Annotated in this window: 33 protein-coding genes and 1 pseudogene; 8 read left to right on the top strand and 26 right to left on the bottom strand. The window is 63.9% G+C overall.

Annotation, left to right across the window (positions count from 1 at the left end; translation table 11 throughout):
* Nucleotides 1–88 precede the first annotated feature (88 nt).
* Complete coding sequence (locus AB4Z53_RS06470) at nucleotides 89–565, bottom strand: GNAT family N-acetyltransferase (protein ID WP_291160028.1); 477 nt, start codon at nucleotides 563–565, stop codon at nucleotides 89–91.
* Between the two features lie 190 nt (nucleotides 566–755).
* Nucleotides 756–1,187 (bottom strand): rhodanese-like domain-containing protein, encoded by a 432-nt coding sequence (locus AB4Z53_RS06465; RefSeq protein ID WP_441595323.1) that lies wholly within the window; start codon nucleotides 1,185–1,187, stop codon nucleotides 756–758.
* An 86-nt stretch (nucleotides 1,188–1,273) separates the two neighbouring features.
* Here AB4Z53_RS06465 and ftrA point away from each other — a divergent pair, with 86 nt between their 5' ends.
* Complete coding sequence (ftrA, locus tag AB4Z53_RS06460; RefSeq protein WP_441595497.1) at nucleotides 1,274–2,308, top strand: transcriptional regulator FtrA; 1,035 nt, start codon at nucleotides 1,274–1,276, stop codon at nucleotides 2,306–2,308.
* 26 nt (nucleotides 2,309–2,334) lie between these two features.
* On the opposite strand, the gene AB4Z53_RS06455 is transcribed toward ftrA, so the two are convergent.
* Nucleotides 2,335–3,318, bottom strand: a complete 984-nt coding sequence (locus AB4Z53_RS06455; RefSeq protein WP_441595322.1) for a nucleoside recognition domain-containing protein — start codon at nucleotides 3,316–3,318, stop codon at nucleotides 2,335–2,337.
* A gap of 114 nt (nucleotides 3,319–3,432) precedes the next feature.
* Here AB4Z53_RS06455 and AB4Z53_RS06450 point away from each other — a divergent pair, with 114 nt between their 5' ends.
* Nucleotides 3,433–3,885: an Lrp/AsnC family transcriptional regulator gene (locus tag AB4Z53_RS06450; protein WP_291160022.1), complete on the top strand. Its 453-nt coding sequence runs from the start codon at nucleotides 3,433–3,435 to the stop codon at nucleotides 3,883–3,885.
* A 96-nt stretch (nucleotides 3,886–3,981) separates the two neighbouring features.
* Here AB4Z53_RS06450 and AB4Z53_RS06445 read toward each other — a convergent pair whose 3' ends face one another.
* From AB4Z53_RS06445 to AB4Z53_RS06435, 3 genes are all read right to left on the bottom strand, one after another.
* Nucleotides 3,982–4,731 carry an SDR family oxidoreductase gene (locus AB4Z53_RS06445; RefSeq protein WP_441595321.1) on the bottom strand — a complete coding sequence of 250 codons (750 nt, stop codon included), beginning with the start codon at nucleotides 4,729–4,731 and terminating at the stop codon, nucleotides 3,982–3,984.
* A 351-nt stretch (nucleotides 4,732–5,082) separates the two neighbouring features.
* Entirely contained in the window at nucleotides 5,083–5,214 is a 132-nt protein-coding gene (locus tag AB4Z53_RS06440; protein WP_256364293.1) for a hypothetical protein, read from the bottom strand.
* Nucleotides 5,215–5,383: 169 nt separating this feature from the next.
* Nucleotides 5,384–5,608 carry a hypothetical protein gene (locus tag AB4Z53_RS06435; protein WP_441595320.1) on the bottom strand — a complete coding sequence of 75 codons (225 nt, stop codon included), beginning with the start codon at nucleotides 5,606–5,608 and terminating at the stop codon, nucleotides 5,384–5,386.
* 301 nt (nucleotides 5,609–5,909) lie between these two features.
* Between AB4Z53_RS06435 and AB4Z53_RS06430 the strand changes: the two genes are divergently transcribed.
* Entirely contained in the window at nucleotides 5,910–6,491 is a 582-nt protein-coding gene (locus tag AB4Z53_RS06430) for a putative metallopeptidase (RefSeq protein WP_113536029.1), read from the top strand.
* Here the strand turns inward: AB4Z53_RS06430 and AB4Z53_RS06425 are convergent.
* A complete protein-coding gene (locus tag AB4Z53_RS06425) occupies nucleotides 6,488–6,679 on the bottom strand; it encodes a hypothetical protein (protein ID WP_162768638.1) in 192 nt (63 codons plus the stop codon). The two genes, AB4Z53_RS06430 and AB4Z53_RS06425, sit on opposite strands and share 4 nt — an antisense overlap.
* 11 nt (nucleotides 6,680–6,690) lie before the next feature.
* Here AB4Z53_RS06425 and AB4Z53_RS06420 point away from each other — a divergent pair.
* Nucleotides 6,691–6,795, top strand: a pseudogene (locus AB4Z53_RS06420) (DUF2280 domain-containing protein); the annotation flags it as partial.
* Nucleotides 6,796–6,811: 16 nt separating this feature from the next.
* On the opposite strand, the gene AB4Z53_RS06415 reads toward AB4Z53_RS06420, so the two are convergent.
* The gene (locus AB4Z53_RS06415; protein WP_441595319.1) at nucleotides 6,812–7,717 is read right to left on the bottom strand and encodes a LysR family transcriptional regulator; all 906 of its coding nucleotides are present in this window, start codon (nucleotides 7,715–7,717) and stop codon (nucleotides 6,812–6,814) included.
* Between the two features lie 104 nt (nucleotides 7,718–7,821).
* Here AB4Z53_RS06415 and AB4Z53_RS06410 point away from each other — a divergent pair, with 104 nt between their 5' ends.
* Nucleotides 7,822–8,028, top strand: coding sequence for a DUF1127 domain-containing protein (locus tag AB4Z53_RS06410; protein WP_365888191.1), 207 nt, complete (start codon nucleotides 7,822–7,824; stop codon nucleotides 8,026–8,028).
* Between the two features lie 92 nt (nucleotides 8,029–8,120).
* On the opposite strand, the gene AB4Z53_RS06405 is transcribed toward AB4Z53_RS06410, so the two are convergent.
* From AB4Z53_RS06405 to AB4Z53_RS06370, 8 genes are all read right to left on the bottom strand, one after another.
* Complete coding sequence (locus AB4Z53_RS06405; RefSeq protein WP_441595318.1) at nucleotides 8,121–8,600, bottom strand: nucleotidyltransferase family protein; 480 nt, start codon at nucleotides 8,598–8,600, stop codon at nucleotides 8,121–8,123.
* 212 nt (nucleotides 8,601–8,812) lie between these two features.
* A complete protein-coding gene (locus AB4Z53_RS06400) occupies nucleotides 8,813–9,514 on the bottom strand; it encodes a Type 1 glutamine amidotransferase-like domain-containing protein (protein WP_291162703.1) in 702 nt (233 codons plus the stop codon).
* A gap of 44 nt (nucleotides 9,515–9,558) precedes the next feature.
* Nucleotides 9,559–9,957, bottom strand: coding sequence for a hypothetical protein (locus AB4Z53_RS06395; RefSeq protein ID WP_291162700.1), 399 nt, complete (start codon nucleotides 9,955–9,957; stop codon nucleotides 9,559–9,561).
* Between the two features lie 166 nt (nucleotides 9,958–10,123).
* The gene (locus AB4Z53_RS06390) at nucleotides 10,124–10,549 is read right to left on the bottom strand and encodes a hypothetical protein (RefSeq protein WP_291162696.1); all 426 of its coding nucleotides are present in this window, start codon (nucleotides 10,547–10,549) and stop codon (nucleotides 10,124–10,126) included.
* A gap of 105 nt (nucleotides 10,550–10,654) precedes the next feature.
* Complete coding sequence (locus AB4Z53_RS06385; protein WP_441595317.1) at nucleotides 10,655–11,077, bottom strand: hypothetical protein; 423 nt, start codon at nucleotides 11,075–11,077, stop codon at nucleotides 10,655–10,657.
* Between the two features lie 92 nt (nucleotides 11,078–11,169).
* On the bottom strand, nucleotides 11,170–13,113 hold the full coding sequence (locus tag AB4Z53_RS06380) for a MacB family efflux pump subunit (protein ID WP_441595496.1): 1,944 nt from the start codon (nucleotides 13,111–13,113) through the stop codon (nucleotides 11,170–11,172).
* A gap of 20 nt (nucleotides 13,114–13,133) precedes the next feature.
* The gene (locus AB4Z53_RS06375; protein WP_441595316.1) at nucleotides 13,134–14,483 is read right to left on the bottom strand and encodes an efflux RND transporter periplasmic adaptor subunit; all 1,350 of its coding nucleotides are present in this window, start codon (nucleotides 14,481–14,483) and stop codon (nucleotides 13,134–13,136) included.
* A 181-nt stretch (nucleotides 14,484–14,664) separates the two neighbouring features.
* Complete coding sequence (locus tag AB4Z53_RS06370; protein ID WP_441595315.1) at nucleotides 14,665–15,285, bottom strand: cysteine hydrolase family protein; 621 nt, start codon at nucleotides 15,283–15,285, stop codon at nucleotides 14,665–14,667.
* A 100-nt stretch (nucleotides 15,286–15,385) separates the two neighbouring features.
* Here AB4Z53_RS06370 and AB4Z53_RS06365 point away from each other — a divergent pair, with 100 nt between their 5' ends.
* A complete protein-coding gene (locus tag AB4Z53_RS06365; RefSeq protein WP_441595314.1) occupies nucleotides 15,386–16,234 on the top strand; it encodes a LysR family transcriptional regulator in 849 nt (282 codons plus the stop codon).
* Nucleotides 16,235–16,552: 318 nt separating this feature from the next.
* Here the strand turns inward: AB4Z53_RS06365 and AB4Z53_RS06360 are convergent, their stop codons facing one another.
* A complete protein-coding gene (locus AB4Z53_RS06360; RefSeq protein WP_441595313.1) occupies nucleotides 16,553–17,134 on the bottom strand; it encodes a hypothetical protein in 582 nt (193 codons plus the stop codon).
* 440 nt (nucleotides 17,135–17,574) lie between these two features.
* On the opposite strand from AB4Z53_RS06360, the gene AB4Z53_RS06355 reads away from it, so the two are divergent.
* Both AB4Z53_RS06355 and ilvC read left to right on the top strand, forming a co-directional pair.
* Nucleotides 17,575–18,222 (top strand): TetR/AcrR family transcriptional regulator C-terminal domain-containing protein, encoded by a 648-nt coding sequence (locus tag AB4Z53_RS06355; RefSeq protein ID WP_113536015.1) that lies wholly within the window; start codon nucleotides 17,575–17,577, stop codon nucleotides 18,220–18,222.
* A 55-nt stretch (nucleotides 18,223–18,277) separates the two neighbouring features.
* On the top strand, nucleotides 18,278–19,297 hold the full coding sequence (gene ilvC, locus AB4Z53_RS06350; protein WP_034792899.1) for a ketol-acid reductoisomerase: 1,020 nt from the start codon (nucleotides 18,278–18,280) through the stop codon (nucleotides 19,295–19,297).
* 102 nt (nucleotides 19,298–19,399) lie between these two features.
* Here ilvC and AB4Z53_RS06345 read toward each other — a convergent pair whose 3' ends face one another.
* From AB4Z53_RS06345 to AB4Z53_RS06305, 9 genes are all read right to left on the bottom strand, one after another.
* The gene (locus AB4Z53_RS06345; RefSeq protein ID WP_223724824.1) at nucleotides 19,400–19,609 is read right to left on the bottom strand and encodes a hypothetical protein; all 210 of its coding nucleotides are present in this window, start codon (nucleotides 19,607–19,609) and stop codon (nucleotides 19,400–19,402) included.
* 123 nt (nucleotides 19,610–19,732) lie between these two features.
* Nucleotides 19,733–20,644 carry a pyridoxal-phosphate dependent enzyme gene (locus AB4Z53_RS06340; protein WP_441595312.1) on the bottom strand — a complete coding sequence of 304 codons (912 nt, stop codon included), beginning with the start codon at nucleotides 20,642–20,644 and terminating at the stop codon, nucleotides 19,733–19,735.
* A 179-nt stretch (nucleotides 20,645–20,823) separates the two neighbouring features.
* Nucleotides 20,824–20,946 (bottom strand): hypothetical protein, encoded by a 123-nt coding sequence (locus AB4Z53_RS06335; RefSeq protein ID WP_268906700.1) that lies wholly within the window; start codon nucleotides 20,944–20,946, stop codon nucleotides 20,824–20,826.
* Between the two features lie 418 nt (nucleotides 20,947–21,364).
* A complete protein-coding gene (locus tag AB4Z53_RS06330) occupies nucleotides 21,365–21,586 on the bottom strand; it encodes a hypothetical protein (protein WP_113536012.1) in 222 nt (73 codons plus the stop codon).
* Nucleotides 21,587–21,878: 292 nt separating this feature from the next.
* On the bottom strand, nucleotides 21,879–22,115 hold the full coding sequence (gene rpsU / locus AB4Z53_RS06325) for a 30S ribosomal protein S21 (RefSeq protein ID WP_113536011.1): 237 nt from the start codon (nucleotides 22,113–22,115) through the stop codon (nucleotides 21,879–21,881).
* Nucleotides 22,116–22,441: 326 nt separating this feature from the next.
* The gene (locus AB4Z53_RS06320) at nucleotides 22,442–22,651 is read right to left on the bottom strand and encodes a cold-shock protein (protein WP_113536010.1); all 210 of its coding nucleotides are present in this window, start codon (nucleotides 22,649–22,651) and stop codon (nucleotides 22,442–22,444) included.
* Between the two features lie 398 nt (nucleotides 22,652–23,049).
* Nucleotides 23,050–23,292 carry a helix-turn-helix domain-containing protein gene (locus AB4Z53_RS06315; RefSeq protein WP_113536009.1) on the bottom strand — a complete coding sequence of 81 codons (243 nt, stop codon included), beginning with the start codon at nucleotides 23,290–23,292 and terminating at the stop codon, nucleotides 23,050–23,052.
* 282 nt (nucleotides 23,293–23,574) lie between these two features.
* Nucleotides 23,575–25,161, bottom strand: a complete 1,587-nt coding sequence (locus AB4Z53_RS06310) for an acetolactate synthase large subunit (protein WP_441595311.1) — start codon at nucleotides 25,159–25,161, stop codon at nucleotides 23,575–23,577.
* A gap of 96 nt (nucleotides 25,162–25,257) precedes the next feature.
* The gene (locus AB4Z53_RS06305; RefSeq protein ID WP_291161642.1) at nucleotides 25,258–25,896 is read right to left on the bottom strand and encodes a LysE family translocator; all 639 of its coding nucleotides are present in this window, start codon (nucleotides 25,894–25,896) and stop codon (nucleotides 25,258–25,260) included.
* Nucleotides 25,897–26,039: the final 143 nt, after the last annotated feature.

Raw genomic sequence — 26,039 nt, 5'->3', positions numbered from 1 at the left:
CGCGCTGCCCTACCCAGGCGGGTTATCAAGGCATTGACGGGATTAGGCGCCGTTTCGGTGCAGTGGCCCGTGCGATCACTGGCTTTCGTTACCGCCTTGAACGTCCGATCGGCATCGTCCAGGGTTCCCAGGTGGCGTCGTGGCTGCCGCCTTCGCGGCGGTAAAAATGCTTGGCAGTTTCGTTGGTCGCCAGCACCGTCCAGTTGATGCGCGGGGCGCCGATGTTGGCGGCATGGCGTTTCAGGCCGTCGATCAGTGCGGCGCCGGCGCCCGAGGAACGTGCTGTTTCATCGACGAAAAGTTCCTTCAGCACCAGCGTTGGCTTCAGATCGTAGGTCCAGGGGATGACATAGTGCACGGCGATGCCGATTGCGCGGCCGTCGCGCTCGGCGACCAGCACGCCGAAGCGCGGGGCTGCGCTGAAGCCATGCTCGACCAGATCCGCTTCGGTGACGCAGAACTTGTCGATGTAGCCTTCGAACACCGCAAGTCCGCGCATCAGCCGCAGCACGTCTTCCACGTCGCGACGTTCGAAGGGCCTGATGGTGAGGGGTGATGCCTGCATCTCGATCGCTCGTGCAAAGGGGTTAACGGGAAGGCGCGGGTTACGCAAGGCCGGCGAAAGACCGACTGCACTGCACCATTTTTCGGGATCGCGATCGATTTCAGGGTGAAATCAAGCGCGATCCCGGATGCTGCAGCGCCGCGCGTCCGACAAGGCGCGAGGCGCGGGAATGAGCACCGTCGCGCCTGGCTCAGGCGGCGAGCAAGGCCTGTGCTTCGCCCGGAGCCGCGCCGCTTGCGAAGGCAAGGCCCTCGTCTTCCCAGCCGGTGATGCCGCCGATCATGATCTTCACGGGACGGCCGAGGCGGGCGAGCTTGAGCGCAGCCTGGTCGGCGCCGTTGCAATGCGGACCGGCGCAATAGGCGACGAAGAGGGTATCTTCGGGCCATTCCGCCATGCGCTCCGCGGTGATCTGCCGGTGGGGCAAGTGGATGGCGCCCGGCACATGGCGGCGGGCGTAGGCGGCATCGGAGCCGACCACATGCAGAAGCACGAAATCCTGCTCGCCGCTTCTCAGTGCGTGAGCAACGTCCGAGCAGTCGGTCTCGACGCTCAGGCGCTTGGCAAAATGGGCGATGGCGATCTCGGGGGAGGCGGCAGGGGTTTCGGTGACAAAGCTCATCGGGGCTCTCCTTGGCTCGGTGCGGGTTGACGAGGAGATGTTTAGCAGCGGCTGAAGGGGGCTGGCAGTTGGCAGCTTTGCCATATATGCTCAAGATCATGCCAAAGTCGTCCTCCACTGTTCCACCGCTTCAGAACCCGCTCGTCGTGGCGCTCGCCTATGACGGGCTCTGCACTTTCGAGTTCGGCGTCGCCGTCGAGATGTTCGGCCTGCCGCGGCCGGAAATGGGCGAGGGCTGGTATCGCTTCGCCGTCGCCGCCGTCGATCCCGGCGAGCTCCGGGCAACGGGCGGCGTGCGCTTTGTCACTGATGGCGRTATCGAGCTTTTGGGGCAGGCCGGGACGATCATCGTGCCCGGCTGGCGCGGGGCCGACCAGCCGGTACCGGAAGCGGTCTGTGAGGCGCTTCGTGAGGCCCGCGCCCGCGGCGCGCGCGTCCTTTCCATCTGCTCCGGCGTCTTCGTGCTGGCGGCGGCCGGGCTGCTCTCGGGCCGGCGGGCGACGACCCACTGGCGCTATACCGACAAGCTGAAGGTGCTCTATCCCGATGTCGAGGTGGTGCCGGATGTGCTCTATGTCGACGGCGGTCAGGTCTTGACGTCGGCAGGCAGCGCGGCCGGCATAGACCTCTGCCTGCATCTGATCCGCCGCGATTTCGGCAGCGAGGCGGCCAACCGCGTGGCCCGCCGCCTGGTGGTGCCGCCGCATCGTGACGGCGGACAGGCGCAATTCATCGAGCGGGCGGTACCGGACGTGCACGAGAGCGCCCGGCTCGGGCCGCTGCTTGACCGGATGCGCGCGCGGCTTGGCGAGGATTTTTCGATCGCGGCGCTGGCAAAGGCCCCCGGTATGAGCGAACGCACCTTCCTGCGCCGCTTCGAGGCAGCGACCGGCACGACGCCGGCACGCTGGCTTTTGTCCGAGCGGCTTTCCCGCGCCCGGCAATTGCTGGAGGAAACCGCACTCGGCATGGAGCAGGTGGCCGAAGCCTCGGGCTTCGGCTCGACCCAGACGCTGCGTCACCACTTCCGCCAGCAGCTTTCCACGACACCCGCCGCCTACCGCACCGCCTTCGGGCGGATGCCGGGGGTAAATCCGGTGACGGAGGTCGCGGCGGAGTAAACCGCCGCGCGCCTCGATAGCAGGCTTCAAGCCTCAGACAGGGCAGGCTCGCCGCCTTCCTTGCGGAAGAAGGAGCGGAAGAACACCCGGTCCGGCGCCGAGACGATCACCCGGGCGATGATTGCCGTGGCGACGATGGCGAAGACAAGGCGGCCGAAGAAGACGCTGGTGAAATCAGCGCCGAGTGCGACGACGACCAGCGTATCTTCCACCAGGCTGTGGCCGAAGCCCATGAAGACGCAGGCGAGGAAGACCTGGCGCGGCTCCACTCTGGCTTCGCGGGCCTCGCGGATCAAAAGCGCACCGCCATAGGAATTGCCGAGCAGTACGCCGACGGCGGCGAAGGGGACCGTTTGCGCCTGGATGCCGGCCAGACGGAAGAGCGGAGCCATGCCCCGGTTCAGCCAGCCGAGGATGCCGACCAGCTTGAGGATCTCGATCAGCCAGCTCAGCGCCAGCAAGACCACGAGCATGGTGGCGAGTGTCTTCAGCATGCTTAGCGCGAAGCCGCTCCAGCCCGGCGCTTCGCTGACCGGTATCCACGCGGGCTGAAGCGGGGCAGAGAGCCATCCGGTGGCGGCGAAGATCTGGTGCAGGATGGCGGCGAAGACGAGGCCGCCGCCGATACGAAGCGCTGCGGTGACGACGAAGCCGGGGCCCGCCCGCTGGATGATACGCTGCTCGATCGGGATCGCATGCGCCACCAGCAGCAGTGCCGAAAGGACGGTCATGTCGGCGGTGGTCAGCTCCGATACCGGCACCAGCGTGAACACGACGACCACGGCGCCCCAGATGCCGACCAGAAGGCCGGTGAGCCAGGCAAAGGCAAATTCTGGCGGCAGGCCAACGAGCGTCATCAGCGGCTCGAAGGCCGGCGCGACGGCGCGGATGACGCCGAGTTCCTGCAGCACATGGGTGACGATGGTGATGGGAACGATGATGCGTACCAGGTCCCAGTAGACTTCGAGGGTCGTCAGCGTCTTGCGGTAAAAAATGATGTGAACGGGCATGGTGGTCTCTCCTTGAATTTGTTGTCCAAGGACTAGCGCGAGGCTCTTCGCAGTTGTGGTCAAAATATGCACATCTGTGCAATAAAATTGCATTGCGCCGAAGCGGGGATGGATATGGACAAGATCGACGGCAAGCTCTTGAGGCTCCTGCAGCAGGACGCGTCGCGCACCAATGCCGATCTCGCGGCCGAGGTCGGGCTGTCGCCTTCGAGCTGCCTGCGCCGCATCAGGCGGCTTCACCAGACCGGCGTCATCGACAGGATCGTCGCGGTGCTTAATCCCGCAAAGGCGGGTCGCACCATGAAGGCGATCATCACCGTCGAGCTCGAGCGCCACGGCGAACAATATATCCGCCGTTTCCTCGACATGGCGACCAGGGAGCCGGCAGTCGTCCAGGCCTATAGCGTCAGCGGCGAGACCGACGCCATTTTGATGCTGCGGCTGAAGGACATGGACGAACTCGACGCGCTGACCGAGCGGCTGTTTCGGGAGGAGAGCAACGTCGCGCGCTATTACACGGCCTTCGTGATCCGTACGGGCAAGGAAACAACGGAGATACCGGTGTGAGGGCGGTCGCCAAAAGGCAGTAGCGGCGACCGTCGGCGACAGGCTTGCCTGGCATGCGGTCGCGCCGGGGGTAGTCCCCCGGCGCTTAGGCTGTCATCACTTCACCGCAGCATTGCCGCCATCGGCAAAAAGCGCAGCGCCCGAGACGAAGCTTGCCATCGGGCCCGAGAGGAAGAGCGCGGCCTGGGCGATTTCCTCCGGCTGGGCGATGCGCTTCATCGCGTGCAGACCGGCGGCCCAATCCTTGTTCTCCTTGCTGCCGGCTGCCGGCGTGTCGACGCCGCCCGGAAGCAGCGCGTTGGCGCGGATGCCCTTGGCGCCATAGTCGGCGGTAATGCCCTTGACGAGCCCCATCAGGCCGACCTTTGCCGCGCCATAGGCGGCCATGCCGGGGATGCCGACGCTGGTGCCGACGAAGGTGGAGGTGAAGACCAGCGAGCCGCCGTCACGCGCGAGCATCGCCGGGATCTGGTGGCGGGCGCCGAGGAAGGCGGAGGTGAGGTTGGTGGCAAGCGATTGCTGCCATTCCGCAAGCGTGATCTCGGCGACCGGCTTCATGACGTTGACCGCACCGGCATTGTTGACGGCGATGTCGAGACCGCCGAAATGGTTGAGCGCCGCTTCCACCAGCCGGATATGGGTTTCTTCCGCGGTGACGTCACCGCCGACCGCGATCGCTTCGCCGCCGTCCTCGCGGATCGCTTCGACGACGGCGTCGAGCTGTTCTTCGCCGCGGGCGTTGGCGACGATCTTTGCACCCTCGGCGGCAAAGAGCCTGGCGACGGCGCGGCCGATACCGGAGGAAGCGCCGGTGACGATCACGATCTTGTCTTGCAGCATGGTCATGGACTTTTCCCTTCTCTTGATTGAGGCGCCCTGACTACTGCCGGCGCGGGGCAGCGCCCACCCGATTTCCGATCGGTGATTGTGACGGCGCAGATTTTCAATCGCGCCGCTGGCATAGCCGGGCCGACAACGAGGGCAGGGAGGAAGGGATGCTGAAGACGAATAGCGGCAGCTGCCATTGCGGGCAGCGCGGGTCGAAGCGGATCTGGACATCAGCGGCATGAGATCTGCCGTGTGCGGCTCGCACCCAGACTGTACTAATCGCAGCCGCCCGATTTGTCACCGGGCGGCTTTTCCTACCTGGCAAGCGCGGCCGTGGCCGCCCCGTACCGGTTTGTCACCCGAGCAGGGTCACTTCTTTTTGTTGAGCGCGCTCTCGCTATTCTTTACCTGCGAGCCGAGGGCTGGCGCCGCCGATTTCTCGACCTTGTCCTTCTTCGGCTTGCGAACCTCTTTGTTGCTTCGAACCTGACCTTTAGCCATCACCTAGACTCCTCTGGTTGATGGACGAGAAATACCCGCTTTCACCCCACTATCCAAGGGCGCGCCCGGGCTGCTAATCCCGCATGCCTGAATAGGGAGCCGGACCTCAGGCCCGGTTCCCCGATGTCTCAACTTGTACCCTCAGGAGAGGGTAGAGGTTGGAACACCATCATTGGACAATGTGGTAGGTTTGAGCGTCGGCGCCTTCGCCATGCCCCAGGAACTGAACTAGGGCAGATAGTAGGTCTTCCGCCATTGCCCGATTTAGCATGACGTGGATCAGTTGGTCGCCGTCTCCCATAAGCTCAAGGCGACCGAGGAGCGGGTCTTTGGAGACCACGTCGATGTGGTTGCCTTGGTATTCTGCGTCGATCGAGTATTCGCCGTCGTCCATGCCGTCACCATCCCATGCAGTTGTCGCAGATAGGGTTATCTGGGTCGGTTGCTTCCCATAAGGGCATTGGGGTTCGACAGTGCAGACATATCGTGTCCGTCCGTGGCTGCCATGATTTGAGCCACGCCTCATTTCTTTCCTCTCGCCGTTTGATGGCGTTGTCACGTCGTTTCAACCCGGCTGCTCGTTCCTTGTCAGTGAAGCCACTCATTGCCCCCTCCATGGCTAAGGCCAGCAGGATTGCGCAGGCATGCAATATAAGCAAGTGGTGAAATGATGCGTCCGCAACCGCTAGCCGCAAATGTCCGACGACATCACCTCACCAGCGTTCGCGCCAGCCGAAGACATGCCAGACTGGGTAGAGGCAACGTTCCTCGATCTGGTGTCTCCGGTGCACAATCCGGACCACGCTCATCTCGCTCACGCTGACATCGGCTTCCTCGGGACCATCGTCGGCAACAGCAAGAAGGGCCGGCGTGTCATCGGCCAGTGTGAGACAGGATCTCCACAAGGCGCGATGGGCAAGTGGTCCCGCGCTCGTGCCGAGATGCAGGTCAAGCAGTGGTTCGGCCATGTCCCGGATTTCATCATCACGCTGGACGCCGATTACTGCCGAGGCTGTGGTGACGCCGAGTTCATGGCGCTGGTCGAGCGCGAGCTCTATCACGCTGCGCAGGACGTCGATGCATTCGGCGCCCCGAAGTTCAGCCGATCGACTGGCCGCCCAGTCTTCGTCATCCGTACACACGAGGCGTTCGCCGGAGTAGCCAGACGTTGGAGTGCTGCTGGCGTCCGGGCCACGGTCGCAGCCGACCAGAAACCCGAAATCGCCAGAGTGCAGAGCGCGCATGCATGCGGCGCCTGCCAGCTTCGAACCGCTTAGTCCTTATCCGACGTCGCCGACATGTCGCGCAAGACTGCTTCCGCCGCGACTTCGGCATTGCGTCTTGAGCCCGAGATGGTTCCGGATTTTACGAGCTGCTTGCCATCAAGCAGCAGCTGCCAGTTCCATGTGTTCAGGCCGCGTCCTTGGATGCGGAGTTTCAATCTATCGGGATCGTACTTCGTCACGGCTTGCTCCTTTGACGGACTTTCACAGAGCAAAGGCCAAACCAAAACTAGACGATGAGGTCAAGAGCTACATCATTCAGGCTCTGGCATGTTTCGACAGCCCGCCCGTGGTCGCTTGGCATTCAAGAAGGGTTAGGACTTGATGTCAGGCTGTCCAAGCGTTGCCAGCGTCTTCAGCTTCGCCAGTGTCTCGCGCAGCGCCCGGTCGAGCCGCTTGTCGCGGCGAAGCACCAGGGCGAAGCGGCGCGAGAGCGGCGGCGAGAGCGGGCGCACCACCAGCCGGTCCCGGTCGGCGGCGCGCAATGCTATTTCGGGGACGAGGGCGGCACCCAGGCCGACGGCGACCATTTCCTTGATGGCATCGACGCTGCCGAGCGCCATCATCGGCCTGGTTGCGCCACCGCCTGACGCCAGCCAGTCATCGGTGATCCGACGGGTGTTGGCGCCCGGTTCGTAGAGGATCAGCGGTCGCTCGGCCAGAATCTCCGGCGTGACGATTTCGGGCAGGTCTGTTCCGGCCGGCGCAATGGCGGCGAAGCGCTCGTCGAAGAGCGGCGTGACCTCGAAGATGCGGCCGGAAACGGGAAGGCTGACCAGCCCGATATCGAGCAGGTTGTCGTCGACCGACCGGACGATGTCGGCGCTGTTGCCGGTCGTCACGGTGATGTCGAGATCGGGAAAGCGGTGCTTGAGGCCGGCCAGGAGCGGCGGCAGCAGGAAGGCGCAAGGGGTGGCACCGGTGCCGAGCCGCACGCGGCCGAGAACGCCCTTGGCGTGGCGTGCGACAGCCTCCATCGCCTGGCTGGTCGCAGCCTCGATGCGCTCCGCATGGTCGAGCAGTTCGACGCCTGCCGCACTCGGTCGTGCAGTGCGGCCGACGCGCTCGACCAGGCGCACGCCGAGCTGCCTTTCCAGCGCCCGCACCTGCAGGCTGATCGCCGGCTGCGTCAGCCCCAGCCGCTCGGCGGCAGCCGAGAAGCTGCCGAGCTCGGCGACCAGCGCGAAGGTCTTGAGATAGTCGAGGTTGAGGGCACTCATATCAAAGTTTCCCTTATGCTTTGGATATGAATGCTAAGCTTCTTTTATGAGAAGTCGAGGCGCAAACTGTACCCATGGTTGGAAACAAAACATGGGTGTTCGACATGATCCGGGAACTCGGCCTCTATCTCGTCGCCTCGCCGCGCTCGCGGTACTGGCAGTTGCAGCAGCTCAGCGAGCTGGACGCGGAGCGCCTCGCCGACATCGGCATCACCGCGAAAGAGGCGCAGGCCGGAAGGCGCAGGGCGGATCCGCTGGCGGTGCCATCGGCCGTGAGACAGAGCCAAGCCGCCCGGGCGGGTGCGATGTGACCTTGCGCGACAAGGCGCCGTTGTCGGCCTGAACGCGATGGGCCGGATGCGTTGGGGCCAGTGCGGCCGGTCAGACGCATGGAGGGCTCGCTTCAACCCGGTTGCCGATCCCAGCTTTCGATCTTCAAGCCCGGCCAACCGGCGCGCCACCGCTCGGCCTTCCGCTCATAAATCTCGCGCGTGATCTGGGCCTTGTTGGCCCGCACGACGAGCGACATCAGGTCGGCAAGGCCAAAGGGTGCTGAGACCTCCAGCCCTTCGCGGGAAGGGCGGACGCCGATGGCGGTCGCTGTCGTCGGGAATGTCGCGATCGCCTCTTCGGCCGAGCCGTAGGGCTCGATTGGATTGCCGAACTTCTCCTCATACCAGAGGTGAACGCGCGCTTCGTTCTTGACGTCGACCCGCACGGGCAGGTCGCAGAACAGGTGTCCGATGCGGGCGGCGTGTCCGGCTTCCGCCTCTTCTGAGAGGTCGTCGCGGTCGAAATAGACGACGTCGATGTCGCTGATGCCATGCGTCGGCGACAAGCCGAAAGCGTGGTTCCAGACGGTCTGCGCGATCGCTCCAGCCACCAGCTATGCGTCCGGCAGGGCAATCTGGTTCCAATGTTCCAGGATCGGAGCGAGTAGCGGGCTCTTCCGAATGATGATCTGCAGACCCAGGTGCTGGCTCATCAGGAGGCTTTCATGCTCGAAGGGGAGGCTCAGGCGGGCGTATTCCATCGGGGGTCGAAGGCCGTCATTGGTGGCCCTGGGGCTACTGTCCACGGTGTAGTCCGGGCCCGTCACGGCATCTGCTCCAGCGTGAGGCCTTCGAGCCTCAGTTCCGCCGATGCCCGCACCGCACCACCCGAGATCCATAGGGGATCGCCGAAACACTCGATCCGCCCGTCCGAAACGACGATGCCTTCGCCGTCATTGCAGGCAACAATCGGTCGCAGCGTCGACAGGCTGTAGCGCAAGAGCGCGGGCAGGTAGCTGTCGTCGTCGCCGAGATGCGGGAAGAACTCAAAGGGCACGAGAGCAAGTGCATCGCCATCCTCGATGTCCTCGGGCCGTTCACCGATAAAGAGCGCGTCGGTCGCGATGGTCGGGGCCATCAGAATGGCGCCAGCGCTGACGCCGATGAGGATGCCGCCGGACCGCGCCCAGTCGCTGAGCTGGCCGAGCATGCCGCTGCGCTTCAACCGTTCGAGAAAACCGCCGGTGTGCCCGCCCGAGAGGTGGATGGCGTCCGAGGCGAAGAGCGCTGCGATGTCGTCTGCCGAATGCGGTTCGTCCAGATCGAAGAACAGCGCGAGATCGAGACCGAGCCGCCTGTAATAGGCCCGGCCGGCGAGGAAGAAGCTGTGGTCCGGTTCCGGCCCTGAGGCGACATAGGCGATGCGGGTTCCGACGCCGTGTGCCTCTATCATCTCCGCGAGCCTGAGGTCTATCGCCGAGCAGGCGGGGAAGATCTGGTCGCTGTAGAGGACGAGGTTGAGCATGTCTTTCCTGTCGTGATCAAGGGGTACAGCCCGGTTTTCTCGGGTTAGCCCGCGATCGCCTTCACCCGGCGGCCGTAACGCCAGATCCCGAGCCAGCTGAAATAGTTGACCAGAAGGGACAGGCAAAGCCAGAGCAGCGGGGTGAGGTCGTCACCGCCTTCGAACTGACCGGCAAATCGCACGACGCTGATCAGCGACAGTCCGCCGAGAAGGATGCCGAGCAGCCAGCTGTAGGGCCGCCAGAACCCGAAGGGAGGGACCTGCAGGTCAAAGGCGTAAGCGACTAGGCCGACCGCCGTTGCCAGCGCCATGATCAGGCTGATGCCGCCGAGGATCTTGATCCCGTATGCCATCTCGTCCCACAGGCCCAGGAGCAGCGTCGCGCCTATGACCAGGCCGAAGGCGAGGCTGAGCACGTAGAAAATTGCAAATGCCTTCCACATCGCGAATCATCCTGAAACTGCGTTGGTACCAGCTTGGGTGGTGACGGGCGCCTTGTCTATCGTTCGGCGGTCGACGCTGTCGCAAGGCCTTACGCCTCGAACGGCCTGCATGCCGCCGGCTCGCGCATTCGTTCACCGGAGTGCATGGTGCGCCGACGTTCCGCCGTTAGCCCATGACGGCCGGCCGCCGCTCCATGCGGCGGCCATAGCGCCAGACGCCGAGCCAGCCGAAATAGTTGAGAAGGAGCAGGAACAACAAACCGAGGGAGGCCGACAGCAGGCCTTCGTCTCCGGGCTGGGGGCTGGTAATGAGCGTGACGAGATCCCAGGCATCGGCCAGCAACGTGTAGAGACACCAGCAGGCGAGAACCCAGCTGAATGGCCGCCAAAATGACAAGGGCGGGACCCTCAGGTCGAAGGCGTAGGCAAAGACGCCTATCATGGCCGCAAATTCCACGGCCAGGCCCGCATAGAACAGGGCTCGGTCGGCGGACGACAGCTGCACGGCGATTTCAGGGGGTAGCGTGACGAAAGCCGATGACAGCATGAAAATGAAAAGCAGCCCATAGAGAACTGCAAAGGCCTTCCACATCGCGATCACTATCTCCCAACCAGAATGCTTCGTCTGTCCTCAGCAGGAACGGGGTCTTGCCGCAGCATCCGCACCAACCTGAAGTAGATCCTGCAACGCCTGCCTCTACCGCGCTTGCGCCGGTTGCTGCGCCATGCGCTGTCCATAGCGCCAGACGCCGAGCCAGCTGAAATAGTTGAGAGCCAGGCCGAGGACCAGCCAGATGAGGTTCGTGACGCCAACGTCGCTTCCGGCCGGGATGGTGGCGAACATCTGTGCGAACCGCACGACGCTGAGCAGCGACACCAGCAGCTGATAGACGCCGATGAGCCAGCTCAGCGGCCGCCAGAGCCCATAGGGTGGGGCATTCAGGTTGAAGGCGTAGGCGACGAGCCCGACGGCGGTCAACAACACCATCACGAAGGCCACGGAAGCCAGGCCAAGGCCGATAGTTGACATCGGCACTGACCGGCCCGCGATGATGTAGCCGCCAAGCAGAACGCCGAACGTCGCCAACAGGCAGTAAAAAACGGCAAACGCCTTCCACATCGCGAATCATCCCCCAAGCGAGCAGTGCCTGCTATCTTGGGTCGTGTCGCGATACTTGTCTACCGTCTGACGGGCAAGAACATCGCTCTTGCCTAGTCCGCGCTCAGCGCCACCGCCGGCTGCAGGCGCGAGGCGTTGCGGGCGGGGAGGAAACCGAAGACAAGGCCGGTCAGGAAGGCGCAGGCAAAGGCGAGCGCCACCGGGCCGAGGGTGAAGGACACGGGCATGCCGAACTGTCCTGCAAGCGCGCCGGTGCCGAGCCCGAGCGCCACGCCGAGCGTGCCGCCGATCGCCGAGACGACCAGCGCCTCGATGATGAACTGCAGCAGGATATCGCGCTGGCGGGCGCCGGTCGCCATGCGCACGCCGATCTCGCGGGTGCGCTCGCTGACCGAGACGAGCATGATGTTCATGACCCCGATGCCGCCAACCAAGAGCGAGATCGCGGCGACCGAGGCGAGGAACAGTTTTAGCGTGTTCGAGGTCTCGGTGAAGGCTTCGCGCACGGAGGACATGTTGGTGATCTGCGTGTCCTGGCGCTTATGGCGCTGGTCGAGCAGCGCCTGGATCGTCTGCTGGGTGATGTCGATCGCCGACCCGTCCTTCACCTGAACGGTGATGGTGCGGATATTGCGCTGGCCGAAGAGGCGGATGCTGCCGGTGGTCAACGGCACCAGCACAACGTCGTCCTGGTCGTTGCCGAAGGAGGTGGCGCCCATTTCGGCCATCACGCCGATCACCTGGAAGGGGATCTTGTTGACCAGCACATATTGCCCGATCGGGTTGTCGCCATCAGGGAAAAGCGTTTTCACGACTGTCTGACCCAGAACGCCGACCGGCGCATAGGTGTCCATGTCGTTCTGGTTGATGAACTCGCCCCTGGCCATCTTCCAGGATTTTGCCGTCGTAAACTGCGGCACGGTGCCGTTGGCGGTGGTCTGATAGTCGATATTGCCGCGGCGAAGGGTGACGGAGCTCGTCATCTCCGGCACGGCGAAGGCGACGTTCGGCACTTCGAGGATCGCATCGGCATCGGCTGGCACCAGCGTCACGTTGCTGCCGCCGGCGCTGCCGCGGAAATTCGCCATGCTTGGCCGCACGACCAGCAGGTCCGAGCCCATGGAGGAGATGCGGCTCAAGACAGAATCCTGCGCGCCGGTGCCGATCGCCAGCATCGCGACGACCGAGCCGACGCCGATGACGATGCCGAGCAGGGTCAGGATGGTGCGGAACAGATTGGCCTTCAGCGCCCGGAACGCCATCTTGACGGCTTCGGTGACGTCGGCGATCGCGGCCGAACCTTCGCTGACATGGCGGGCGAGGGCGGCAGCCCCCTCGGCATTCACCCGCGCTTTCTTGGCGCGGTCGGCGACGATGCGGCCGTCATGGATCTCGATCAGTCGGTCGGCCTGTTCGGCGACCTCGCGCGAGTGGGTGATGACGATGACCGTGTGGCCCTGGTCGTTCATGTCACGCAGCAGCGCCATCACGTCGGAGCCGCTCTGGCTGTCGAGCGCGCCGGTCGGCTCGTCGGCAAGGATCACGCGGCCGCCGTTCATCAGTGCGCGGGCGATCGAAACACGCTGCTGCTGGCCGCCGGACAACTGGCTCGGCCGGTGGTCGAGCCGCTCGCCGAGCTTCAGTGCCTCCAAGAGCGCCTCGGCGCGGTCGTGCCGGTCGCGGGCCGACATGCCGGCATAGACGGCCGGTACTTCGACATTTTCCTGGGCGCTGGCCGTCGGGATGAGATTGTAGCTCTGGAAGACGAAGCCGAAGGTGCGACGGCGCAGCGCCGCCAGTTCGTCGGTGTCAAGGTCCGCGACACTTTCGCCGTCGATCAGGTAGTCGCCGCCGGTCGGCTGGTCGAGGCAGCCGAGAATGTTCATCAGCGTCGACTTGCCGGAGCCGGACTGGCCGACGATCGCCACGAACTCACCCGCTTCGATATCGAGCGAGAGGCCATGCAGGACCTCGACGGCGAGATCGCCGTTGAAATAGGTCTTGCTGACGTGTTTGAGCGAAATGAGCGGGGACAAGGCCATTCTCGGGAACCGCCTCAGAACATCGGCGGCATGCGCATGCCGCGCTGGCTGCGGCTGTCACGGGCGTTGCTGCCGCTGCCGGAACCGGTGGTCACGACGATCTTTTCGCCTTCCTCCAGGCCGCTCCTGATCTCGGCGCTGACGCGGTTGCGGATGCCCACTTCGACTTCGCGGGTTTCGAGCGCACCGGAGGCGGTGACGACGGTCACCTCTGCCTTGCGCGGCTCGCCGCGGGCGCCATCCGTCTGGTTACCCCTCTGGCCGTCGCGCCGGCCGCTGCCCTGGCCCGTGGCTTCGCCGGTGCCTTTGGCCGGGTGGCTGAGCGCAGCGCTCGGCACGATCAGCACGTCCTTGGCGGCGGCCTGCACGAAGAACACTTGCGCGCTCATCGACATCATCAGTTCGCCTTCGGGATTGGGCACGTCAAAAAGCGCGTAGTAGAGCACGACGTTGTTGGCGGTGTCTGGCATCGGCTGGATCTGCCGGAGCTTGCCGACGAAACGTTTGCCGGGCTGGCCGAGCAGGGTGAAATAGGCATCCATGCCCACCTTCAGCCTGGTGACATCGGCCTCCGACACCTGCGCCTTGACCGTCATGGTCGAGAGGTCGGCGATGGTGACGATGGTCGGCGTCGTCTGGTTGGCGTTCAGCGTCTGGCCTTCCTTGGCCGGATTGGCGACGATGGTGCCGGTCATCGGCGCATAGATCTTGGTGTAGCCGAGGTCGACCTTGTCGCCGGCGAGCGTCGCCTGCTGCTTGCGGATCTGCGCCTCGATGGCGTTGACGTCGGCTTCAGCGGCGGCGAGGTCGGCAATCGCCTGGTCGAGCGTCGACTGCGCCACGCTTTTGGTTTCGACCAGATTCCGCTGGCGGTCGATATTGGCCTGCTTGAGGACGAGTTGCGCCTTCTTGGAGATGAGCTGGGCCTGAAGATTGGCAAGCTCGGCCTGGTCGATCTCGATGCGGTTTTCGATCGTTGCCGGGTCGATTTCGGCGACGAGCGCATTCTGCGTGACCTTGTCGCCGATCTCGACATGCAGCGCCTTCAACTGGCCGGAGACCTGCGCGCCGGCATCGACGGATTTGACCGCATCGAGCGTGCCGACGGCGGTGACGCTGTTTTCGATATCGCCGCGCATCACCACATCGGTCACCATGGCCGCCGTCGCCGGCTCCTCGCCATAGCGCGTCCAGCCGTAGTAGGCCGCACCCGCGACCGCGAGCACGACCGGAAGCCAAAGCCAGGAGCGCGAACGCCGCTTGCGTTTCACCTTCTTGACCGCACCGGGAATGAAGGTGACGTTGGGGGCCGCGTCGTCGCGGGGCGTGGTGTCGGCTCGCGCCGTCTTGGCTGTCTTGTTCATCGCTTGCGCCTAACCGGCATCGTCGATGCCAAAAATGGATAGGTCAAAAATAGAAGCGAATGGACGCGGCGAAAAGCATTGAGATCATTATATTTTCGTAATCTTCCTCAGCCGCCGGACAAACAACGGGGCGTCCAGCTTTGCCGGACGCCGCATGTGTCGCTTGCGAATGACTGATCTGTCAGCCGCCCGAGCCAACCAGGGCGGCGACGTCGACGACGGCGCCGTGGTGGTCGGCAAGGCCCGCAAGCTCGGCCTCATGCAGGGCACGGGCGGAAATCGTGCCGGCCGCCGACGGCAGGTCGCGGGTGGTGCAGGCATCGGCGGCAATGGTGATGCCGTAGCCGAGATCCTTGGCGGCGCGTGCAGTCGAGGAGACGCAATTGTGGGTCATGAAGCCGGCGAAGATGACCGGCGTGCCGGCCGGACCGATGATTTCGGCAAGGTTGGTGTCCGAGAAGCCATTGGGCCGGATCTTCTCGACGACGGCTTCGCTTGGCAGCGGCGTCAGCGCCTCGACGATCGCGCCGCGGTGGGCCGCGCGGTCGAACATGCCGCCGGCGGCCCCCTTGTGGGCGACATGGATGATCTTCGCGCCGGCAGCCCGGGCCGCGACCAGCAGTTGCCGCGCCTTTTCAATCGCCGCTTCCGGCTCGACCAGGCGCACGGGGCCGGAAAGATATTCGTTCTGGTAGTCGATCAGGACCAGCGTCGCCTGCCCAAGCGGCGGCGGGGTGAGCGTGACGCCGGCGAGCGTGAAGAGGGTTGCGGGGGCAGCGGGCGAAAGGGTGGCGGCGGTCATCGTCAGGCTCCTTGCTTTTTCGAAGCGGGGTTGTTGATGGGCTTGATCTTAGCGACTGCACTCATGCAGAGTGATCCGAATTTTTCGGAGGGAAATCTGCATGAATGCAGGAGGGTGGGCAGATCTCGAGCTGCTCGATCATCTCGTGCGCGGCGCAACACTCAGCCAGGCGGCGCGCTCGCTCGGTGTCGACCAGACGACGGTGTCGCGCAGGCTTTCGGCGCTGGAGCGGCGGGTGGGCGCGGCGCTCTTCGATCGCATCGATGGCCGGCTGACGCCGACGCCGGTGCTGGCCCCGGTTGTCGAGCGGCTGAGGACGATCTCCGAGGAGGCGTCGCTGTCGCTGGCGACGCTCTTGCGGCGAACGGCGGAGCTGAAGGGCCAGGTGCGGGTGACGAGCATCGGCTTCGTCTTGAGCGCCATCCTGGCGCCGGCGCTGTCCCGCCTCGAACAGCGTCATCCGGGCCTGACGCTCGATCTCATCGCCGACAACCAGATGCTGAGCATCGAGCGGCGCGAGGCCGACATCGCCATCCGCATGGCGCGCACCGGCGAAGACACCGTGCGGGTGAAGAGCCTCGGCACGCTCCGTTTCCGGCTGTTCCGGCCGAAGGGGCAGGGAGACGGCCCTTGCCCGGTCGTGCGCTACGGCCCGGCGCTGGCGCATGTGCCGGAGATGCAGGCGCTGACAAGGGTGCGGCCCGGGGCGCGCGTGGCGCTGACCGCCGACAAGCTGGAGATCCTGATCGAGGCAGCCCTTTCGCTTGGCGCCGAACTGATGCTGCCGGAGGTTTCAGGCGCCCGTGATCCGCGTTTCGAAGCGGTGGATGAACCGGATGCCGCCGCCGAGCGTCCAGTCTACCTGATGATGCATCCCGAGCGCGCGCGAGTGCCGAGCGTGGCGGCGGTCGCGGCCTTCATCGAGGAAGCGGTGCGCGGGTGGCGGTAGGTGCGGGGGGCTGAGGAACGATCAACAAGATCTGCCCCTCACCCTAACCCTAACCCTCTCCGCGCAGGCGGGGAGAGGGGACGTGAAGGACGGTTGCATCTTCACGTGAGGTAACTGTCGGCGAACGCGCTCGTGCCGAATGGAGCCTTCCTGCGGGAACCGCTGATGTTTGATTTTTGAGGCAAGCGGGCGCCGTATGCTTCCTTCGCCCCGCTTGCGGGGACAAGCTGCCGGCAGGCGGATGAGGGGCACTCGTTGAACTATGGCCTAGCGAATGCCCCAATGACATCGACGTTTCCTGCGGTCGTCATTCACTGATCAAATTCGCGGCGATAAGTCCTTCATCACAGCTTCGAGCGCCCCGGATGCGGCCACGTCAACGCACCGGATGTTGGCGGCTCGGGCGACCTCCAGCATCTCTCGGTTGTCGCGGACCGAGCGCTCGATGAACTTCTCGATGATCCTGGCCTTCTGCTCGTACGCTTCGTCGCGGCGCGCTTCATCCATCATCCGCCGGCGCAGGAATTCGTCATCCGCGTATAGGAACAAGGCGGTGACGCTGCCGGGGTCGAGCTCAGCCACATATTCCGGCCTCAGCGCGGCCCCTTCGAGCACAAACGGCCTTGCGACTTGGCGATGGCTGTCGATGATCTGGCGAATGCGCGGCCACATGTTTTCGTGGTGCACCTTCAGGAACCAATGGATCGTCTCGTCCGTCAGGCTGGCATAGTACTCGGTCACCTGCGGGCGCACCGACGGCCATGGCCTGCCGGGATGGCGGCCGAGCGCGTCCGTCGAGATCAACTCGCGGCCAAGCGATCGTGCCAGGGTCGCAGCGAGCGTCGACTTTCCGACATGCGAGCTTCCTCCGATCAGAATACCGAGGGGCGGATACTGCATTCGTTGAACTCCATCACACGTTCGATTGATCTATCTCGCCGAAGGCCGGACAGTTCGGCATGTGGCTCGCGTTTCGTTCGCATTCAAAGGGCGCGCGACTTCATCCCCAAGCGACGTAAACAAACCGGGCTAGAACAAGTGCGCCGCCGATAGCGGTAAGTCCCCAGAACCACGCAGCGATCGCGTCTCTTTCGCGCCGGAAACGCCTCACAGCGTTGATACAGGCCACGATGAAGAAAACCACGACAATGAGAATATATGCCTTCTGGAATGGCGGCACCGTCGACCTCTCTCCCTCATGTCGGCCAGCCTATGGGGTTCGGCTTTCGCCGTCACCGCCGAAATTTTGCCTGCTTATGAGAATCGTCTTGACGCCCCAGAGACGCTTCACTAGAAGAATGCGAACCGTACCGTACGGTACTGATCGGGAGCGAGGCGACGTGCAGATGGCTGTGGCGATGAGGGAGGCGAATGCCGGGGAGGGGCTGACGGAACGTCAGGGCGCCGTTCTCGAGCAGGCATTGCGTCTTCTGGTCGACGGCGGCGAAAAGGCGCTGACGACGGCCGGCATCGCGCGGGCTGCCAATTGCTCCAAGGAAAGCCTCTACAAGTGGTTTGGCGATCGCGACGGGCTGATCTCGGCGATGATCGGCTTCCAGGCAAGCAAAGTGCGCACGCAGGATGTTGCCGCCCGCACGCTCGATTCCGAGAGCCTGCGCGGCCATCTCATCACCTTCGCCAAGGACCTGCTGGAGGTGCTTGCCGGCGACGTGTCGCTGGCGCTCAACCGCCTGGCGATCGGCCAGGCGAGCCGCGACGGCTCCAAGCTCGGCCACATGCTGCAGGAACGCGGGCGCCGGCAGATCGGCCGCCGGGCGGCGGCGCTGCTCGAGGCCGGCCGCAAGGCAGGGCTGTTGACGTTTGACGATGCCGACGAGGCTTACGGCGCACTTTACGGGCTGATCGTCTCCGACTGGCATCTGAAGATGCTGCTCGGCGAAGAGGCCGGCGAGATGAAAAAAGGTTTTGGCCGCAAGGCGGAGCAGGCAGTTTCAGCCTTCCTCGCGCTTTACGGTACGAAAGGGTAACGGCGGGGCAATCCTCGTCTCAAGCAACTGAAAAGCAACGGGAAGGACCACAACAATGCGCGTCTATTACGATCGTGATGCCGATATCAACCTGATCAAGTCGAAGAAGGTCGCCATCGTCGGCTACGGCAGCCAGGGCCGCGCCCATGCGCTGAACCTGAAGGATTCCGGCGCCAAGGAAATCCGCATTGCGCTGAAGCCGGGCTCGGCAACGGCTGCCAAGGTCGAGGCCGACGGTCTCCAGGTTCTTTCGGTTGCGGAAGCTGCCAAGTGGGCCGACCTCATCATGATGGCAACCCCGGACGAACTGCAGGCCGAAATCTACAAGGCTGAAATCGCCGGCAACATCCGTGACGGCGCTGCGATCGCCTTCGCCCACGGCCTCAACGTTCACTTCGGCCTGATCGAGCCGAAGGCTTCGCTCGACGTCGTCATGATCGCGCCGAAGGGCCCGGGCCACACGGTTCGCGGCGAATACCAGAAGGGCGGCGGCGTTCCCTGCCTCGTTGCCGTTCACCAGGACGCTTCTGGCAACGCCCTTGACCTCGCGCTCTCCTACGCCTGCGGCGTCGGCGGCGGCCGTTCGGGCATCATCGAAACCAACTTCAAGGAAGAGTGCGAAACCGACCTCTTCGGCGAACAGGTCGTTCTCTGCGGCGGTCTCGTCGAGCTCATCCGCGCTGGCTTCGAAACGCTGGTCGAAGGCGGCTACGCCCCGGAAATGGCCTATTTCGAGTGCCTGCACGAAGTGAAGCTGATCGTCGACCTGATCTATGAAGGCGGTATCGCCAACATGAACTACTCGATCTCGAACACGGCCGAGTGGGGCGAATACGTCACCGGTCCGCGCATCATCACCGAAGAAACCAAGGCCGAGATGAAGCGCGTCCTCAAGGACATCCAGACCGGCAAGTTCACCTCGGAATGGATGCAGGAATACAAGTCGGGTGCGGCCCGCTTCAAGGGTATCCGCCGCGTCAACGACAGCCACCAGATCGAAGAAGTCGGCGCCAAGCTTCGCGGCATGATGCCGTGGATCGGCAAGAACAAGCTGGTCGACAAGGCGAAGAACTAAGCCTCATCGAACGGTCGAATGAGACAAGCCGGGGCAGTGCCCCGGCTTTTTTCGTGAGGCCGACATGCGTGTCGCCGGCGCGGGGTGCGGCATGGGCGGGAGCTAGGCGAAAACAAAGCTCAAGAACATGTCCAGGAAAAACGAAGGGAAGGCGGCCAGCGCCGAGCCGGTGCCGAACCCGACGAGGCCGAAGCCGACGGCTCCACCCCAGCCGCTGCTGTGCCACCCGATCATGGCGCCGATCGTCGTCGCGGCTGCGATGACGGAGACGCTCCATAGGCACCGAGCGGTAAACCTGAACATCTTGCTCATTCCTGGCTCCCAGCCGATAGCGGAACAATCTGCGGTTCCAAATTGCAGATAAGTTCGCGTGGGCCTGTTCGCCAGGGGCGTCCGTTCCGATTTCCAGCAATGCGAATGGGGGCAGCTTGCCGCTCAGGCCTGCCAGGCCTGCAGCCGTTCGACGGTCGTCGTCGCGCCGCCGCAGACGATCATCAGCACGCGTTCAAAGTGCAGCAACTGACCGGCCTGGCCATAGGCGATTGCGAGCGCGGCGCCGCAGGCGGGTTCCACCAGTACCCGGTGATCGTCGAGGAAGCGGATGCAGGCGTCTACGGCTGACTGGTCGTTGACCACGACACATTCGACCGGCCGGGTCTGGCTAATCTCGAAGGCTTGCTCGCAGACCTTTCGGGCGCCGAGCGAGGTGGCGACGCCGGTGACAGAGGGAAGCTCCACCAGCGTGCCCGCCTTGACGGAGGCGACGAGGGACGCGGTGCCTTCGGTCTCAGCGGTGATGATGGGAATATCCCGCAGGCCATTGCGCTCCAGCCCTTCGGCAACGCCCGACAGCAGTCCGCCGCCGCCGACCGAGAGCGCGACCGCATCGAATGAGAGGCCGGATCTGACAACCTCATCGATCATCGTCGCATGCCCGGCCCACAGCAGCGGATCGTCAAAGGGGTGGATGAAGGCGGTCTCGGCATCGACGGACGCCAGCGCGCGGGCGTTTGCTTCATCCCATGCACCACCGTGCACGATTACTTCGGCACCTTCCTGACGGATGAGCGCCTTTGCCCGTTCTGTCGTCGTTTCGGGAACGAAGACGGAAACGGGGATCGAGAGGCGCCGCCCGGCATAGGCGACCGCCATGCCGGCATTGCCGCCGGAGGAGGAGACGAAGCGCCGTTTGCCGTTTCGCGCATGGTGCTCGCAGGCAGCGCCGACGCCGCGGATCTTGAACGAGCCGGATGGTTGCAGCGCATCCATCTTCAGCCAGATGGAGCGCTTCGAAGCGAGGCTCAAGGGGCGGGATTCAATCAGCGGAGTTTCGAGATGCAGTGCCATGGGACGTTCCGTAAAAGCGCAATACCGGCTCACGCCGAGCCGGCAAAAGGTGTCTCGGAGATTCTTGAGGGTGGAGTTTGCCTGAGATCGCGGCCTTGCCGCAAGTCGCTCGGCCATGTCATCGGCAACGGTGGTGTGCGCCCGGCGGACCGGGGTTCAAAAGGGGCGATCTGGCAATGCTACCAGAGAAGCCCGCTGAAGATTACGAATGCGACGAACAGCAGGGACAAGACGAGCGATGCCTTGATCGCCGCAAGCGTGTAGTCGTATCGGCGAATTCTGTGTGCGAGGGCCTGGAACATGTGGTCGTCCAATCGTGGGTTGCCTGCGACGCGTCGTTGTACAAGCGGCTTGCGTGGGGGTCTACCGTCCGAATGGAGGCGCTGCAGATCGTGCACCGCGCCCTCGTTCCATTGGACAGAAGCGCATCCGTCTCAAGCCGTCCTGAGCCACTGTTTCCTGCCGGGTCAGCCTAAGGAGCGTTGCAGGATGTGGTTCAGATCTGCCGGTGAGCCTGCGCTCGCGCACGGCTTTCCAGTCGGTCGCGCAAGCCTCGCCGTCGATAAAGGGAAATTGGCGGGCCGTGGACCTCTGACGCCGCGAAAAGCCAAGTCGGCCTATCTCGATTGGTCAAAGATGCGCTTCAAATGCGCCCAATACAAGGTCGTTCTCTCGCCCGGCGGGCGATCGCGCGAAAGCGGCGGAGCCTGYGGCGACGGATTACGGCCGCTGCGATTTACCGGCTCTTTTGGGGGCGGGAGGTGCAGCCTGCGGTTCGGCGGCGGCGCGTTCGAGGCGGAGCGCTTTCAGCTTCTCCGTCTTCTTGTCGCGGGCGATTTTCTCGGCGGCGATGATGGTTTTCGCCGAATGGTCGCTGGCGCTGGCCTTGTCGGCGGCCGAAGCCTTGCCGGGTTTGAAGAGATTGCTGCCGGTAGAAGTCATGGCTTGTCTCCGCGGGATGGGCGCGACGCCATGAACGGGCAGACACGCCACAGGAGTGCTGTCTTCGCTTCATAAGCGCTACGCGGTCGCGCAGCGCTGTAGCCTTTTGATTCTCCGGGTAATTTTACCTGCAAATCGCGTCGGGCCTAAAGGAATTATGCCGACGATGCGCAGGGTTTGTTCAGGCGGCTTGGTTTCGCCCATGGACCCGCTCAATTGGCGGTCCCGGTGGCGCCATTGGCGCCACCGTTCTTGTCATTCGCAGTCACCGCAATGCGGGACCGAAGCGCAATCAGCGCGCCTTTACAGCACGCTTGGGTGCCGGCAGCAGGCCTTCGCGCTGAAGCTTCTTGCGCTGCAGCTTGCGCTGGCGGCGTACGGCTTCCGCCTTCTCGCGGGCGCGCTTTTCCGAAGGCTTTTCGTAGCTGGTGCGCGCCTTGAACTCGCGGAACAGACCTTCGCGCTGCATCTTCTTCTTCAGGACGCGCAAAGCCTGGTCAACGTTGTTGTCTCTAACAAGTACCTGCAAAATACGTTCTCCCTTATCAATCCTGGGCAGCATCAAGGATGCCGTGACTATCTGACTGTCGGCCTATCGAGCGCTCAAAGGCTGAGCCAAGGTCGAGCGGTGATGGCGGTCCGACCCGTTGCTTCGGGAAGGAAGGCCGGCGTGGCGCTTGCCGTGAGCGAGGCTAAGTCACTCATCTCGTAGGCTTGCGGCGCACGTTGATCTCCGAGGACGAAGATCGAAGGATCCATAGACGCAAAAAGGTCGGGCTGTTTCCCCGACCTCTTCCCGTCATTCAAGCGCTTCCCTGCCAGTACATCCGTGGTCAGAGGAGAGCGAATGACAAATCATGCCGTTCTGAGGTTGTCAGCCGAGCTCTTGCCGGTGCGACGGTCGGCGACGACGTCGAAGGTGACCTTCTGGCCTTCGGCGAGCGAGCGCATGCCAGCGCGTTCTACAGCAGAGATATGCACGAACACGTCGGTGCTGCCGTCATCCGGCTGAATGAAGCCAAAGCCCTTGGTGCTGTTGAACCACTTTACGGTGCCTGAAGCCATGATGATTTCCTTTCATTCGTTGAGTTATCCGGAAGATGGTCTACCGGCCGTAATCGATATTTGAGAGGAAATCTGGCCGCGCGGAAGCGCTTCGTCAAAGGTCACAAGCAATATTCGATGCGACGATATATAGGCGATACTTTTTTCAGATCAACAAAAATCTCCGGAATCGCGATTGCCGGTGCTTGTGCGGACCAGGCTACGAACCTGGAATGCCAAGCTTTTCGTCCGATAATTTTTCTCTTTTTGAACCGGCGCGGCGTTCATCGCCAAGGGGCGGGGCGCTGGAGATGGGGCTGCCCGCTTCGCCATGGCGGCTTCGGGCGGTTGCGACCGGATCGCTGGCAGGTGGGGGGAAGGCGGCGGCGCGCTTGTCTTTGGCGCACCGCCGCCGCTTGTCAGGCGGCGTTAAAGGTCTGCGGCGAGACCTGCAATGCGGCGGCGATGCGCTGCAGCTTGGCGGGATCGGTATCGGCGCCAAGCTCGATCTTTGAGATTTCAATTTCCGTCAGGCCAGTCGTGACCGAGAGATCGTCGACCGAATAGCCGGCGGTTTCACGCGATTGCTTGATGGTGGCTCCGATATTGACGCGGGACAGAGATGCGCCGGGGGCCTTGGTTAGGTCTTTCTTAAAGGACATGAAGTGTCTCCTTCGTTGGTCCACCGACAAAGAACATTGTCGGTTGAAGGGGGCCCAAAACTGAAATGCGACTCGGACAGATGAGCGCGAACCTAGGGCGTCGCTAATATAAGCGAGAAGTCCCCGGGCGCAAGTTTGCGGCCGAATTTTTGTGAAATATCTATTTTAATCAATGTTTTGCCCTGTGATTTCCGCGATTGGACGCAAGCGAAGTGCGCAAATCCGGGGCATGATTTTCGCGGCACGCCGGGCTTCGACTCAGCGCAAAAACGACATGGAAAATTACACGAGGCGCGCCTCGATCAGGAATGGTCCGCGGCGCGACAGGGCGGCATCGAAGAGCGCGGCAAAGGCCTCGCAGGAGGTGGCGACGGCGGCTTCGACGCCGAAGCCGCGGGCGAGCGAGACCCAGTCGAGCGCAGGCTGATCGAGGTTCAGCATGCGGCGCGCGTTGGTGCCGATCTCCTCGACGCCGACATTGCGCATTTCTGCATGCAGGATCGCGTAGGTCCGGTTGGAAAAGATGACGGTGACGATGTCGAGATTTTCGCGCGCCTGGGTCCACAGGCCCTGGATATTGTACATCGCACAGCCATCGGCCTGCAGGCAGATCACCTTGCGCTCAGGACAGGCGATCGCCGCCCCGATCGAAAGCGGGATGCCTTCGCCGATGGCGCCGCCGGTCTGCATGATGAAGTCGTGGGGGGCCGAGAAGGCGGAGAGCGTGAAGAAGCGGCGGGCGGAAGTGGCCGCCTCGTCGCAGACGATGGCGTTTTCCGGCACCTTGTGGGCGACGATGACCGCGACCGCGTCTTCCGTCAGCGTGCCGGAAGGCTCGCCCTCGTCGGTGGGTGCGTCCGCCGCGGGAAGCGGGTGGGTGGGGCTGATGCCGAGTTCGTCGCGCAGCGCTTCGAGCGTCGCCTTGAGGTCTTCACCGTGGCGGGCAAGCGTTGTGACCGCGCAGCCTTCCGGCACCAGCCGGCCGGGCTTTCCCGGATAGGCGAAGAATGCCACCGGCTCCGGTGCGCCGACGAGGATCAGGATCTTGACGCCGCGGAGGGTCTCCAGCGCCATGTCGATCGGGTAGGGGATGCGCCGCGGCGCCACTCGTCCACGACCTCGCTGGGTGTGGGCGACAAGCACCTCGTTGAAAAGCTGGACGTTGCAGGCGGCCGCGATCCGCCCGGCGATGGCGAGGCTCTCTGCCTTTGCGGCAGCGCCGCTCAAGACCATGGCGACCCCTGCAGGATTCGCACGGATGAGGCGGGCGATTTCGCGCACCGTCTCGGGGCTCGCTGGCTGGGGCGTTTCGAGGAGCACTTTCTGCGCTGGCGCATCGGTGGAAAACGTGCCCCAGGACGCGTCTGCCGGCAAGATCATCGTGGCGACACCCGGTGGCGTCAACGACGCGCGATAGGCTTCCGCCGCCGTCGGCCCCACGTCGGCCGGATCTTTCGCCCGCCGCACCCAGTTCGACATCGGGCGGGCCAGTCCCTCGATGTCGCTGGTCAGCGGTGCATCGAGCGCAAGATGGTAGGAGGCATGGTCGCCGACGACGTTGATGACGGGCGTTCGTGCGCGGCGCGCATTGTGCAGGTTGGCAAGGCTGTTGGCGAGGCCGGGGCCGGTGTGCAGCAGGGTCACGGCCGGGCGGCCAGCCATGCGCGCATAACCATCGGCGGCACCGGTCACGACGCCTTCGGAAAGGCCGAGAATGCAGCGCATCTGCGGCTTGCGGTCGAGTGCCGCGACGAAGTGCATTTCCGACGTGCCGGGATTGGCAAAACAGACGTCGACGTCGTTTGCGAGCAGCGTGTCGACGAGGATGTCCGCGCCGCTGGTGCGAATCCGTTGGCCGCCTTCTCCCATGCGCGTATCCCCCGATGACCCTCGGGGGCATGATAGCGGCTCGCTGCAGGCGTGCAAGGCGGGTTTCGGGGGGCTTTGCCCCCGTCGGCGCCGGCCTCAGGTTCGCTGCAAGGCGAGGTGGGCGCCAAGCCCGATCAGCACCGTGCCGCCGGCGCGCTGCAACAGGCGCTGTGTCCGGGTGGAGCGGCGCATCTTGACGACGACCGCATCGGCGAGAAACACGCAGACGAGATCGGCGGAGGAGAACATCAGGTTGACGACGGTGCCGAGGAGCAGGAACTGAACCCAGACCGGGAAGGCGGCGGAGGCATCGGTGAACTGCGGCAGGAAGGCGACGAAGAAGATCGCCGTCTTCGGGTTCAGCACCTCGACGGTGATGCTTTGGAAGAAGGCGCGACGGGCCGACTTTGCCTCGACCGCGGGCAGGTGGCCGCTGCCATCGCCGCTTGCCTTGGCGCGTATCAGCGTGAAGCCCAGCCAGACGAGATAGGCCGCTCCCGCCAGCTTCACCGCAAGATAGAGCGTCGGCACCGCATGAAACAGAATCGAAAGACCGGCAGCCGCAGCAAAGACGTGCACATAGCCGCCGAGATGGATGCCGAGAGAGGCCATCAGCCCGGCGAAGCGGCCACGCGCCATGGTCTGCGCGGCCGCATAGAGCATCGCGGGGCCCGGGATATAGGCAAAGATCGCCGTGGTGACGAAGAAGGTCAGGAGAATGTCGAGCGATGGCATGTGGGTTATACCTCGTCTGCTGGGTGCGCGGCCTCTTTCGGGAGTCGTTGTAAGGTTTTGCGCGGGAAAGTTGAAGGAAAATCGCAGCGCCTCACCGGACAGATCGAGAGGCGACGGGCGTCGCGGCGGGTCGTCCGTCGAGC

Source organism: Ensifer sp. 2TAB8, assembly GCF_052115125.1.
Taxonomy (GTDB): Bacteria; Pseudomonadota; Alphaproteobacteria; order Rhizobiales; family Rhizobiaceae; genus Ensifer.
This window is presented reverse-complemented; position numbering and strand designations above follow the sequence as displayed.